This is a genomic window from Komagataeibacter oboediens (assembly GCF_003207815.1).
Classification (GTDB): Bacteria; Pseudomonadota; Alphaproteobacteria; order Acetobacterales; family Acetobacteraceae; genus Komagataeibacter; species Komagataeibacter oboediens.
In genome coordinates this window covers 1-11861 of sequence record NZ_NKTX01000066.1, presented here as the reverse complement: position 1 = coordinate 11861, position 11861 = coordinate 1, and the positions used below count along the sequence as shown (strand labels likewise).

Sequence of the window (11861 nt, the reverse complement as noted above, 5' to 3'; positions counted from 1 at the left end):
TGTTGCCGACCCGTCCCCTTCCTGATTTTTCCGGGGTGGCCACCCCGGAAAAATCAGTCCTTTGTCGCACGCAGCGACACGGAATGCATAAGACAAGCCCTTTTGGAAATTCGCTATGATAGGTTTTCAAGAGGTTTTGAGCGTGATTCAAAGGCAGGATGTGGACGCCAGCACAACGAGGCCGCATGGCCGGAATTACACGCAAGACGAAACGCTATCCGTCTGATCTGACAGATGAGGAATGAGAGCCTGAATCAGAAAGCGGTTTGATTGATTTTTCGCAGAACTCTGCGGATATGGGCAATCATCAACCATGCGCAGGATGACGAGATTGTTGTCTCGACATCCTTCGTGAGGCGACGGCAACGTCCGAGCCATGCAAAGCTACGCTCCACGACCCAGCGTTTGGGCAAGACGACGAAGCCTTCGGCCCGATCGCTACGTTTGACGATCTCGATCGTCCATCGGCCGAGTTCAGCCAGCGTACCACGCAACTTCTCGCCAGCATATCCCCCGTCACCGATCAGATGGCGAAGCCAGGGAAACAATGAGCGTATTCTGGTCGCTACCAGCGGCGCACCATCACGATCCTGAATGTCGGCGGGATGTACAACAGCCGCCACGACATGACCCAGCGTGTCGGTCGCGATATGTCGCTTGCGTCCCTTGATCTTCTTGCCCGCGTCATAACCGCGGGGGCCGCCATTTTCAGCGGTTTTAACCGACTGGCTGTCAATAATGCCCACTGAAGGCGTGGCGTCTCGCCCGTCCTGCTCACGCGACAGGATCACGAGAATATGGTTCATGGCTTCCCATCTTCCCTCGCGGATCCAACGGTAGAAATAGCCCTGTACGGTCGTGAAGGCCGGAAAGTGCCGAGGTAACTGCCGCCATTGACAGCCGGTCGTGACGATATAGAGGATCGCCTCCATGACCCGGCGCAAATCCGTACGTCGTGGTCTGCCCAGCCGTTTCTTCTCGGGCATCAGCGGCGCAATCAGCGCCCACTCCGCATCGCGCAGGTCGCTTGCATATTCCAGGTCGTCCCTTTGATACTGCGCTCGGGTGATTTCAGTCCAGGCCATCTTGATCTCATCAGGTTATCGCAAACCCATGAATCATAACCCGCTGAAATCACTCAACTCATTTTCGGTCAGACACTTAGCGAAGCGGGACGCCTCTCGTCCCGACACCATCAGGGGGCCATGACCCGCAGCGCAGCGCAAGCGGCGGCCCGTAGGGCCGGGACCGCAGCCACGCGCACCCACGCGCAACGCCTGGCCAACGGACAGGCGCGAGCATGGGGAGCATGGCGAGGACCAGCCCGCTTGCGCGGAGTGAGGATTATGGCACCAGCGACGGCCCCCAAGCTGGGGGCCTAGCATCGGGGGTTGTCGCGCGGATCGTTACCCGAATGGGCGGAGACAGACCAGGAGCGCAGCGTATGGGCTGGCTCCGGTGAGTTGGTCGGGAGACTGGCTCCGCCAGGCTCGCGGCCTTACGAACTAGAGCCAGTGCTAATCGCGCCCAACGGGCGCGATTACCCAAAAACCCTTGGAAAACCAACAATCACAACAGGCAGGAGAAAGGGAAAGGAAACTTTACGGCTTGCCTGCTTTACGTAAACCAATATCTATGACGCCGGGCATGGAAAGCATGATGCCAGCGACGGCCCCCAAGCTGGGGGCCTAGCATTGGGGGTTGCTGTGCGGCCTATGGCCGCAACCTAATGCTTGTGCCAGCGCATCGCGCTGGCACGCTGTTTGCCCTTAATCGTCCAGAAATAGGCGTTGGGGAGTGCCCGAAAAAAGAGAGGCCACAGCATCCCCCGGCAACGTGGTGGCGTAGTCTGTGGCGTCGTCTTTCGTCTCAAAATAGCGGCTTGTGCCGCCATTCGTGACGCCATGCAGGCGCGTTTCCAGCAGATCGGAAAGCACATCCCCCGGAATGTGATTCCACGGTTCCCCCATTCCACGATTAAGGGCGGCCACAAGTTCGCCCATCGTGCGGATATAGGGGGCGTGGGCCATGTCCTCGAAGCGATGGGGGGATATGTGGCGGTCGCCACATTTCGGGCAATCATCGTCCACCTGACAGGGGTATTCGTCGGTCCAGTCCGTACCGCAGCAATCACAATGATAATGGTTCAGGAACATCGGGGCACCTTTGGGCAATAGATTTCGGAATGGTGGGTGGCGGGGCCATACGGCCCCGCCTGGGGGGATCAGGCGGCCCCCTTTAATTCCGCCATCCGCTGTGACAGGTGCCAGATGGCCCGATTTACCTTCACATCGGTCTCAACCGATTTGACTTCGCGCGTCGTCACGCGGCGGTGACGCCGGGCCTTTTCGTCCCACCGAAAGCCATGCAGCCCGCCTTTCATCGTGTTTTCCTGTAGGCGATTGGCTACGTGCCACAGATCGTCGCCACGGTCTTCCTTCCGCCACGGTGCAAGAAACTGCTTCGGCTGGATGGCCTGTCCCGTGGTGTTATCCTCGTCAAAGCGGAGCATATGGGTAGCCTCGGCCAGCACCATTTGCTCGTCACGGGACAGCGATACGCCTGACCAGTGATCTGCAACCCGCAAGGCTTCCTGACTGGCATCCATGACCCGGTATGACCCTTCAATCACCTTTTCAGTCACGTTGCCCTTATGGGGTACCCTGACTTCCTCAAGGTTCTTGTCCAGCACGATCATTCCGTTAAAGCACCGCAGGCGCATCATGCCCGCCATGATCTTGTACGCGCTGGTCCCGTCATGGCTATTCATCAGGATCAGTTCGGGGAACAGTTCGCCCAGGTGCGTATATGTCGGGCCTTGGCCCTGTCGGCGGAAACGGATCAGGTGCTTGGTAAAGTTGGCTTTGCCCGGAATACGAGAGCGGCCTTGCGAAACATGCACGGGCATAAAGCCCTCGGCCCGCAGGCCATTCACCACGTCAATCGTGGGAATGTAGGTGTAACGCTCCGAGCGGCTTTCGTGCTTGTCGTGCGCAAACACGCTGGGAGCGGCTTTCATCAGCACCGCATCAGTCAGCGGGGTGCAGTTCCGGCGGGAAATGTAGGTGAGAGATTGTGACATAGGGTGAGCCTCCTATATGTGGGTTTCATGGGGTCGGTGTGGTGTCCCGCCCCCATGTCGTTAATGTATCATGATACATTATTATTGCAAGAAAAAAGCACGGTTTACCGCCAAAAAACCCAGCCGCGCCCAGCACCAGCCAGCCTCTTGTTCGACCGCGCCGCGCGGGCGAACACTTAGCGAAGCGGGACGCCTCTCGTCCCGACACCATCAGGAGGCCATGACCCGCAGCGCAGCGCAAGCGGCGGCCCGAAGGGCCGGGACCGCAGCCACGCGCACCCACGCGCAACGCCTGGCCAACGGACAGGCGCGAGCATGGGGAGCATGGCGAGGACCAGCCCGCTTGCGCGGAGTGAGGATTATGGCACCAGCGACGGCCCCCAAGCTGGGGGCCTAGCATCGGGGGTTGTCGCGCGGATCGTTACCCGGATGGGCGGAGACAGACCAGGAGCGCAGCGTATGGGCTGGCTCCGGTGAGTTGGTCGGGAGGCTGGCTCCGCCAGGCTCCCGGCCTTACGAACTAGAGCCAGTGCTAATCGCGCCCAACGGGCGCGATTACCCAAAAACCCTTGGAAAACCAACAATCACAACAGGCAGGAGAAAGGGAAAGAAACTTTACGGCTTGCCTGCTTTACGTAACGCATATCAATGACTTATTAGACGGCCTTTTTCTTCCTGCCGCGTTTGGCAGGTTGCTGCGGCTGCTCATTTTGACGTGCCGAGAGTGAGGTAATATCGCGCCCTAGTCCAAGTTCTTTGGCCAGTTCCGACCGGCGGGCCGCGTAGTTGGGTGCAACCATCGGGTAATGCTCCGGTAGCCCCCATTTTATCCGATATTCGGTTGGCGTCATGCCATAGGTCGCCTGCAAATGGCGTTTCAGCATTTTCAGCTTCCTGCCGTCCTCAAGACAGATAATGTAATCTGGAAATACCGACCGCTTAATGGGGACGGCAGGTGTTGGCTGGTCTGGTGCGTGTTCCTGCTTCGGAGAAATGGCCTCGTAAACCTTGCCGATCAGGCTTGGTAGTTCATGAGCCTCAATTTCGTTTTGTGAAACATACGCGGCCACCATCTGCGTTGTCATGGTCAACCGTTTGGATAGTTCTTCGCCCATCATCTATTCCTTAAAGACTGTCATTATCCTATAAATATATGACCCGGTTATGGGTAACAATCGCATGTTTTCATGAGACTTATTCCGGCGACGGCCCCTCGGGGGGCCTAGCATTGGGGGGCGGTTATACTTCCTGGTCCTGTCCCCGTAATCCACCCGGCGTCAGCCGGGCGCAGCGTAGCGGAGCAGACTATAAACAGGCGGAAAGGCGGCTATAGGGTCCAGCCAAGGGAGCCTGTTTATAGTCTGTGGTTTACGGCGGGCAGGATCAGGCCCGCTTTTGAAGCGTCCTACGGCGTCAGAAATATAGTCAAAAGTGATCGACTTTTGACCCTATTTTTTGATACATCTTTAATGACGGTTCTCCTAGCTATCTCCTAGTGTGTCAAAACCGACCGTTTTTGATGTAGGGAAAATCAATGACTGCCAACCAGACAGACACCGAGACATATGCCGCAATAATCGCCGGATTAGATTCCGAAAATGAAAATGACCTACAATGCGCCTTCGAGAAAAAACACAGCGTAAGTATGGAAACACATAAGCGCCTGTTGACTGGATACGGACTTCCTGCCGAGAGCGCAAAAAAACAAGTTCTCCAAATGGCAGAGGTCGCCCTAGAAGAACAGATTAAAGATAAACATCAACACGCATTATTACATATAGATAATATCAGAGAAGGTCAGGAGGCCGCAGCGAAGCAAGAGGCCGCAAATGCTAGACTAAAAAATAATTCTCATGAGTAGATATAATTTATCGCCCAACAAAGAATATGCTGATTTGATCGTCACCGTGGGATGGGATGCACCTATGCAGACCTATTTCGGTCAGGTAGCCGATCCAGATGCAGACGGCGAAGACGACGATCTTGTACTATGGGTAGGCACTGCATCACACGAAATTCCGACCATAGACCGACTTGCAGAACTGGTGAGCGATTACGCTGTAATTGCCACGGATGTTCGTGAAAAACTCCATGCTGATTATGTGGCTTCTCTTGATAGAGGACCGACGCCCTTACAGCGGTTCGGGCGGACATTCTTCAAATGAAATTTGGCTATGCCCGCATTTCTCGCTCTGAAAGCCAGGATGTAGATATGCAGTTGAGGGCGCTAGAGAAAGAAGGCTGCGAGCGGATCTTTCAGGACACGGGAAGCGGTAAGAATATGAGCCGGTCCGAACTAAAGCGCCTGCTAGACTGCGTGCGTCCACACGATGAAATTATTGTCTGGCGTCTGGATAGACTGACGCGAAGCCTGATTGACCTAGTAACACTTACTGACACGCTGGGACAGAAAGGCGTTGCTTTACGCTCAATTACGGAACCGATTTATAATACCAACGGTCCCACGGGAAAGGCGGTATTGCAGATTATGGCCGTCATGGCCGAATTTGAGCGCAACGTGATCGTAGAGCGAACGCAGGCAGGGCTTAGGGCCGCGCGGGAACGCGGGCAACGGCTTGGCCGCCCTTCGGCCCTGACCAGGGATCAGGTCGCATACATGAATCAGGAAGTCGACGCAGGCCGCCTATCACTGGTCCAAGCTGCTACGCTATTCGGCGTCAGCCGTTCCACCGTTCAACGGGCACGCAGGGACAGCCAACGCAAGACCGACCATTAACGGGATTTTAACTGATCGTTCCAGTCGGCATGACGTAGGGGCCGCAAGCGGCGAACAGGCACGTTCAACATATCCCCTATCATAGCTGCATAGCGGTCTCCGGCTGCATTGGCGTCGGTCGCCGCTACAACGTCCCGCAGGGTCTCTCCTAGCTGACAGATCACACGGGCGGTAAGAGGCCCCATTCCACCGCCAGTAGATACATACAGCGTGTCGGATCTCTTACCTTCCAAAGTGGCCAGGCTCATGCTGTCTATCGCTGCCTCTGTGATAGCAAGGCGCGTGTACCCACTGTCTGCCCAGGCGAAGCGGAACAATGCCTTTTCCCCACCCTTACAGAAAGCGGATTTCATGTTGGGACCACGCATTTCCCATCCGGTCATGGTTCGCTCAACATCACAATGAGCCGCCCACATTGTTCCGTATGGCCCTTCCGCGAGTACAGCCGCATCGACGGCCCGCCGCACGGTTGCTACCGGCAGGCGTCGTTCTTTGGTGAGATAGCGCCAAGCAGCAGATTGCGGATCTGGCATTTGCCGAGACTTCCACCGATCCACTAGGTTCAAACCATTCTGCGCTGGGGCCGATGGACGGACGGTGGCGGGAAGTGCGGGCGCAATTCCGGCCAGCTTGCGTAAACGCACCCGTGCCCGACCGAAATTCTCCCCTCGGTAAAGATACTGCACCAGGCCGAACACATCACCCTTGACCTGATTTTCCAGCGGCGCAAACCAGCCTCGTCCGTGATTGTTCACGATGATGATTTGATGCCCGTCTGCCCCTGACTTACGCACGTATTTCCAAACGTGGTTGCTGCTTTCGCCCGGATAGAGCGTAAAGCCCTCACGTTCCAAGAGCGTGCGGCAATCCACATTGTCACGCAGGTATGTAATCTCTTGATCGGACATGGCTCTATATTACCCGCTTTACGTAAAGCGTGCAAGCGTGCGTTACGTAAAGCAATAAGGTGGAATTACCGGCTGGGCCGCGTCCACTGACGCAACCAATCCCGTAAAGCCTCTTTCATTTCCCCAATATCTTCGGAAACTACCCCATCCGGGGTGTAGGGAGAATGTTCAGGCTTCGGCAAGGGAAACACCTGCTTTTTTGATGCTGCGGCCACCTGGGGAAAAGGGTCAATCCCGACTTGCACGGTTAAGGCGGCCAGGCTTTCTACAAAGCAGGCTGGTCGTTCATTCACGTTGGCGCATACATAGGCCCCGCCACCTTTCTTGGTCGGCAGATATACGGCCTTCCACGTAAACGCAGGCACGAAAACATGGTCAGGACCAATCGTGTCAATCTCGGCGTCATAGCCAGGTCCGGTTACGATCAGCAGCTCCCCGACCTGCAAGGCCAGGTCTCGTACGGCCATTTCCACCCCGGCCCATATCCCCCGGTTGAGCGCCGGGGTTTGTGGCACGATATTGCTAAGATAGAACGTCTGCGCTTGTGTTTGCCTGTCTGGTTCGTCTCCCGATGGTGTCATGTGGCCTCTATCGAAACCAGACCGGCGATAATCCTCTAGGGTCGCATCTTGGTCGTAGGGTAAACGCGGATCTGGCTGAAACTGCCCTTGCCGCTGGATGCCTGCCGCCAGTCGGACGTTCTCACTGGTCAGCCTCTCGGCTGACCACAATGGGCCGTGGGTAATGGATGAATACAAGACGCTATAATGGCCGTTGCATAGAAACGTCGTACCCGCCTGCATTTTGGCATTGACGATCTGCGGCGTAGGATCTGAATAGCAACCGGCTTGCGCCGGTCCAGTTAGGAATATGATGGTGCTGGCTATCGCCAGCACAGGCATACCCTTCCACATTGGATTTCCCCTAAAAAAAAGCCGCCCTGGGGGCGGCTTCATCTGTCATGCAGCGCCCGTGCCTTAGCTTTTGCACTCTTGGGGCGAAAGAGAAGGTGAGGGCTGGGTTACGCCCGTGGCCGGAATGGTTGGACTGGTTACAACGGGCGTTACCGGCGGCGTCGTCCCGTAAAGGTTTGCCGCTCGGATACGACCCGGGTTGAGGTCCAAGTGAACCTCGTTGGCCGGTTCCAGGTGCAGGCGTGGATCTGTCTGTTCTCCACACCCAGCCAATGCCAACAGCACCGGCAGGCCGATTAGAACTCGCTTCTTCATCGTGCGGCTCCTGCCCAACGGTAGGTGTCTGCCGACCCTGCCCATGTGTATGTAATAGCGTGGTGGTCGGCATCCACCACGATAGCGGTACGCGATCCGCCAATAAGGATCAGCGCCCGCGCGATGGTTGTAATTTCTGGCCGCAAAGACAAAGGCGAGGGCGGCTTTTCAGCTATTTCTCGTGCCTCTGGTCCACAGTTTGGGCAATCCACTACCAGATGATACCCGGTCGGTCGCAGGATGTATTCTGCGGCCTCCTGTACGGTCTTTGCGCTTTTGGGATACTCAAGCCGGGTAACAGTGGTCATGCTGCTGACAGTGGGCAGCGGCTCCGGCTTCTGGTGAGCGCAGGCCGCCAGGGCAAATATGGAAAGAAGGGCGATGCGTTTCATTTTGTCGCCCCCTTGTACGAGACATTGGTAAGCTGAAAATTGTCCGTTGCCCGCCACTCTGGCGCGAACTGCTCACGGTTGAAAAAAATATGGATGGGGACATGGCCCGCACGCACGGTCGTAGTGGGTCGCAGGTTCATGTACTGCTGCAAGGTATTCTGTCCGCCTTGCTGGATTTCTTCGGCCCCTTCCTGACCGACCGTATTAAACGTGTTCGATTTCTGTGTGATGTTGGATAGGATCGACGGAATGGATTGCAATCCGGCCAGACCGATAGCGGCCCCCAGCATGGGGGCAATATGATAGTTCGTCTTGTCTCCCACCCCGTTGATACCGAAGCGGTCAAGCACGTTCTGCCCGCGTATGCGCATTGATCCGCCATCAGGACGGGTGATGTAGAGCGGCACGAATGTTATCCGGTTGCTGATAACCGAATTTGTGCCACCCCCGATCCCCATAATCTGCCCGGTGACGATGGAACCTGCCGGGAAAAGCACATGCTGCCTGTCAATAGAAAGGATCGGCTGGGTGAGTTCTCCCTTGAAAGGACCAGGATGATCGCTGTTCGCAGTCATTTCGAGCGTGCCGGTAGCCATATATCCCACAGGGATTTTATAGCGGTCTCCGATTTTGCCGGGTGTGAAATCGTCCGTATCTTGTGATGCTTTCTCAAGCCGCTGTTTAAGGCGAACCTTCCTCTTTCCTGCTTTGGTGTCGGGCTGGTCGTCGTCGTCGTCGTCGTCCTGCTGGGCCTGTTCATCCTGGCTGTTGGTCTGCCCGCCTGCTGCAAGATCACTTGCGGTTACAAGCGGCTCGCCTGTCTGCTCCTGCCATTGAGCATTAAGACGGGCGATGCCTTCCTTGAGCCGGGCACCGTTGGCCAGCATGGCGGCAGGGACCGGCTTGGATGCAATCGCGCCGCTGGGAAAGGCCATCTGTGCCATAGCCGGAATAGGCAGAGGCATTAGCATGAGGGCAGCAAAAATGCTCTTTATCGGTTTCATTGTGCTGCTGCCTCCCGCTCCCGGCGTGCAAGCATGTCCTGCTGGCGCTGCCGGATTTCCTCTAATCTCTGCTGTAGCTGTGCCTGTCGGATGCGGCTTGCTTCCCGCTGCTGTGCCGCATAGCTGTCGTCAAAAGCGGCTGGCCGGTTGCGGGGAACGGCCCCATTACCATTGCCGCCGCTGGCGTTGTTGGCCTGCTGACCTGGGGGCAGAGTGTTGATTCCCTGGTCCCAGGTTTGCGTCTGCTTCCAGCCCTGCTTCACATAGCTAATGTCCGACTGATCTTCATTGGGTCCGACCTGGACCACGCCGGTTCCTTGGCCTTGGCCTTGTGGCCTCCCCTGTGGATTGGCAATGGCTTCTTGTGCCGCGTGCGCCGCTCGTTCCCTTTCTTCTTCCTGCACCTGCTGCTGGTAGGCTTTCAGGTCGAACGCGGAATTGTTCTGTTCAATGGGTTTGGGCTGCGCCTGCTGGTCGTGATGGCGCTTATTGGGGCCATGAATCACGATGATAAGCATGAGCAACGCCATAGCGGACAGGCCAACAACTATGATCTTCTTAGTATGATCTGTAGCTTTCAGCTTATCCTTTAGCTTCACCAAAGATGCTGGACGATGAATCCGCGCGGTGTTGGGCTGCTGCTCGTTGTTCGGTTCCGTGGTCATGGTCAGCCACCCCGCACGATACGGATACGGTTGGTCCCTAGCCTGACGTTAATACGGTCATACAGGCCCGGAATCACATAGATACCCGTCATATCGTCGTAATCGGACTGTACCGCCACGTCCTGACCATCATGAGAACCAGTGATAACCGGCACGCCGTATCCGCTCTGATAGACGCGGACATAGGTGGTTTCCCCATCGTCATAGACAGACGGAATGAGCCGGTGGTTTTTCCATGTGTAGGCAGTATGGAGGGAATGCTGAAACTGCTTAATGCGGTCTTCGGCCTGCTGAATAACCTGCGACCGCATGGCGTCAAACTGCTTCTGATATGCAGCCTGTTCGTCAGCGTGCCGCTTTGCCTCGGACGCACGCCACGCGGCAGCGGCAGCGGCTTTCTGCTTGCGTGCTTCCTCGGCGGCCTGCTGCGCCTGGGCAAGCTGTTCGGGCGTTAGCGAACTCGCATTGGGAGAGAGGAAAGGATACGGCACGACCAGGTAGCAGGGCGTGGAATTGGGAACGCTCTGCACCGTGAAGTCGTATCTGCGTCCATCGACCATCGACACCGATAGGCCAACCTTGTCGGCCATATGGGTATCCTGATTAGGACGGACCCACAGATCATTGCCGTGGTGTTCTTCTGTCCACAGTTTCGTGGAAATCATCGCATGGGCAAGAGGCAGCGGGAAAATCAGGTGAGCCGATACATTCACCGATGCGTTAAATTCCCGCGTGATGCCCTGCGGCATCAGGAGCGGCGTACAGGCTTTCACCGTATTGATCGGGGCATCTGCTGCCCCGGTCTGCTGCGGGGCACCCACAGGGGCAGGAGCGGGGGCAGGGGCAGGGGCAGGGGCAGGAGCCGCATACGGATTAGGGACCGTGCCGGACATGGCCGCTTTCTGCTGGTCTGTCAGGCGGGGAGACTGCGCATGGCTATAAGCCGTGGATGCCATGAGCAATCCGATAGCAATAACAAACTTTTTCATGGCATTAATGTTCCTGTGAAAGCGCAGTAACGATGTGGCTGGAAAGGATCTCGACGCCAGGGCCGTTTTCCTTCAACTGCTGCCAGTCGTGTTGTAATTGTGCGAGCGGTACCAGTCGCCATGTCAGTTTGACAATCTTCTGTTCGTCGGGTCGTGTGCCGTCCAAATAATGCTGTGTTACATACACAGTAGAATCTACGATAATCGAACTACGGTTCGCGGCATCGGGATTTACCATTGTGCTGTGATCTATGGCCTTAATGACGATGGAATACTCTCCACCATTGCCATTTGCTTCAAAGTCGGTTGCTTCCTTCGCGGCTGCGCCGTCTGCCAGCCATTCCCGACGCAACGTGGGCGACATGAACAATGCCGCCAGCCCGTAATCGGAAACAATGGTGCTGCGAATATGCCGATAGCGATGCTCCACAAAATTGATAAGCGCCGTGTTAATGAACGGCTCAAAAAACCTGTTTGGATTTCCGCCATCACTCCAAAGCTGTGCATCGCTGCGGCCATCTGGCTGCACCTTTACCCACGCGATCCGTACGTCATTGGCATAGCGATCGTCCGCACGCCGCCACCCTAAGAGCCTGATCCGAAAGTTTTTGAACAATACCAGCCTGTTGTGATTCATCCGTCTTTACGAAGAGATGGAGTGAATGGTGACATGGACTGGTATTGCCCGACGTGAACATAGCCGGGAAGGACTGCGATATCCATCGGATATGATGGACGGGGAATGGGCTTTGATCATGCCATTTGTGCCCCCTGCGAAACGGGGCGGTCGCCCTCGCACGACGGATATGCGCGAGGTGGTCAATGCGATGCTCTACATAGCCTCGGCCGGGTGCG

At 56.4% G+C, this 11861-nt stretch carries 15 protein-coding genes and 1 pseudogene; 5 read left to right on the top strand and 11 right to left on the bottom strand.

All coding sequences use genetic code 11. The annotated features are described in order from the left end of the window. Nucleotides 1-158 precede the first annotated feature (158 nt). Nucleotides 159-242: pseudogene (locus CFR80_RS14885) on the top strand (IS5/IS1182 family transposase); the annotation flags it as partial. 12 nt (nucleotides 243-254) lie between these two features. Here the strand turns inward: CFR80_RS14885 and CFR80_RS14880 are convergent. From CFR80_RS14880 to CFR80_RS14865, 4 genes are all read right to left on the bottom strand, one after another. Beyond that, nucleotides 255-1085 carry an IS5 family transposase gene (locus CFR80_RS14880; protein WP_110507611.1) on the bottom strand — a complete coding sequence of 277 codons (831 nt, stop codon included), beginning with the start codon at nucleotides 1083-1085 and terminating at the stop codon, nucleotides 255-257. A gap of 684 nt (nucleotides 1086-1769) precedes the next feature. After that, nucleotides 1770-2090, bottom strand: a complete 321-nt coding sequence (locus CFR80_RS14875) for a hypothetical protein (protein ID WP_146221667.1) — start codon at nucleotides 2088-2090, stop codon at nucleotides 1770-1772. A gap of 134 nt (nucleotides 2091-2224) precedes the next feature. Continuing rightward, complete coding sequence (locus CFR80_RS14870; RefSeq protein WP_026018931.1) at nucleotides 2225-3082, bottom strand: DUF932 domain-containing protein; 858 nt, start codon at nucleotides 3080-3082, stop codon at nucleotides 2225-2227. Nucleotides 3083-3738: 656 nt separating this feature from the next. Continuing rightward, nucleotides 3739-4197: a MucR family transcriptional regulator gene (locus CFR80_RS14865; protein ID WP_026018819.1), complete on the bottom strand. Its 459-nt coding sequence runs from the start codon at nucleotides 4195-4197 to the stop codon at nucleotides 3739-3741. Nucleotides 4198-4616: 419 nt separating this feature from the next. Between CFR80_RS14865 and CFR80_RS14860 the strand changes: the two genes are divergently transcribed. From CFR80_RS14860 to CFR80_RS14855, 3 genes are read left to right on the top strand one after another with little or no spacing between them, the layout of a single operon-like run. Beyond that, nucleotides 4617-4943: a hypothetical protein gene (locus CFR80_RS14860; RefSeq protein WP_110507609.1), complete on the top strand. Its 327-nt coding sequence runs from the start codon at nucleotides 4617-4619 to the stop codon at nucleotides 4941-4943. Beyond that, nucleotides 4936-5247, top strand: coding sequence for a hypothetical protein (locus CFR80_RS18965; protein WP_146221666.1), 312 nt, complete (start codon nucleotides 4936-4938; stop codon nucleotides 5245-5247). The genes CFR80_RS14860 and CFR80_RS18965 overlap by 8 nt, the downstream gene beginning before the upstream one ends. Further along, nucleotides 5244-5819: a recombinase family protein gene (locus tag CFR80_RS14855; protein ID WP_110507608.1), complete on the top strand. Its 576-nt coding sequence runs from the start codon at nucleotides 5244-5246 to the stop codon at nucleotides 5817-5819. The genes CFR80_RS18965 and CFR80_RS14855 overlap by 4 nt, the downstream gene beginning before the upstream one ends. On the opposite strand, the gene CFR80_RS14850 is transcribed toward CFR80_RS14855, so the two are convergent. From CFR80_RS14850 to CFR80_RS14825, 7 genes are all read right to left on the bottom strand, one after another. Beyond that, nucleotides 5816-6727, bottom strand: a complete 912-nt coding sequence (locus tag CFR80_RS14850; protein WP_110507607.1) for a DUF3991 and TOPRIM domain-containing protein — start codon at nucleotides 6725-6727, stop codon at nucleotides 5816-5818. The genes CFR80_RS14855 and CFR80_RS14850 overlap by 4 nt on opposite strands. Before the next feature lie 65 nt (nucleotides 6728-6792). Then, entirely contained in the window at nucleotides 6793-7641 is an 849-nt protein-coding gene (locus tag CFR80_RS14845) for a DNA/RNA non-specific endonuclease (protein ID WP_258367842.1), read from the bottom strand. Nucleotides 7642-7952: 311 nt separating this feature from the next. Beyond that, nucleotides 7953-8348: a hypothetical protein gene (locus tag CFR80_RS18960; protein ID WP_146221665.1), complete on the bottom strand. Its 396-nt coding sequence runs from the start codon at nucleotides 8346-8348 to the stop codon at nucleotides 7953-7955. Continuing rightward, on the bottom strand, nucleotides 8345-9352 hold the full coding sequence (locus CFR80_RS14840; RefSeq protein ID WP_110507605.1) for a TrbI/VirB10 family protein: 1008 nt from the start codon (nucleotides 9350-9352) through the stop codon (nucleotides 8345-8347). Before CFR80_RS14840 ends, CFR80_RS18960 begins: the two co-directional genes overlap by 4 nt. Continuing rightward, nucleotides 9349-10017, bottom strand: a complete 669-nt coding sequence (locus CFR80_RS14835) for a hypothetical protein (RefSeq protein ID WP_110507604.1) — start codon at nucleotides 10015-10017, stop codon at nucleotides 9349-9351. The genes CFR80_RS14840 and CFR80_RS14835 overlap by 4 nt, the downstream gene beginning before the upstream one ends. A gap of 2 nt (nucleotides 10018-10019) precedes the next feature. Next, complete coding sequence (locus tag CFR80_RS14830) at nucleotides 10020-10766, bottom strand: TrbG/VirB9 family P-type conjugative transfer protein (protein ID WP_258367841.1); 747 nt, start codon at nucleotides 10764-10766, stop codon at nucleotides 10020-10022. Between the two features lie 244 nt (nucleotides 10767-11010). After that, nucleotides 11011-11643, bottom strand: a complete 633-nt coding sequence (locus tag CFR80_RS14825) for a hypothetical protein (RefSeq protein ID WP_258367840.1) — start codon at nucleotides 11641-11643, stop codon at nucleotides 11011-11013. 25 nt (nucleotides 11644-11668) lie between these two features. Here CFR80_RS14825 and CFR80_RS14820 point away from each other — a divergent pair. After that, nucleotides 11669-11861: transposase (locus CFR80_RS14820; RefSeq protein WP_146221631.1), on the top strand; the 193-nt coding region annotated here is incomplete at its 3' end.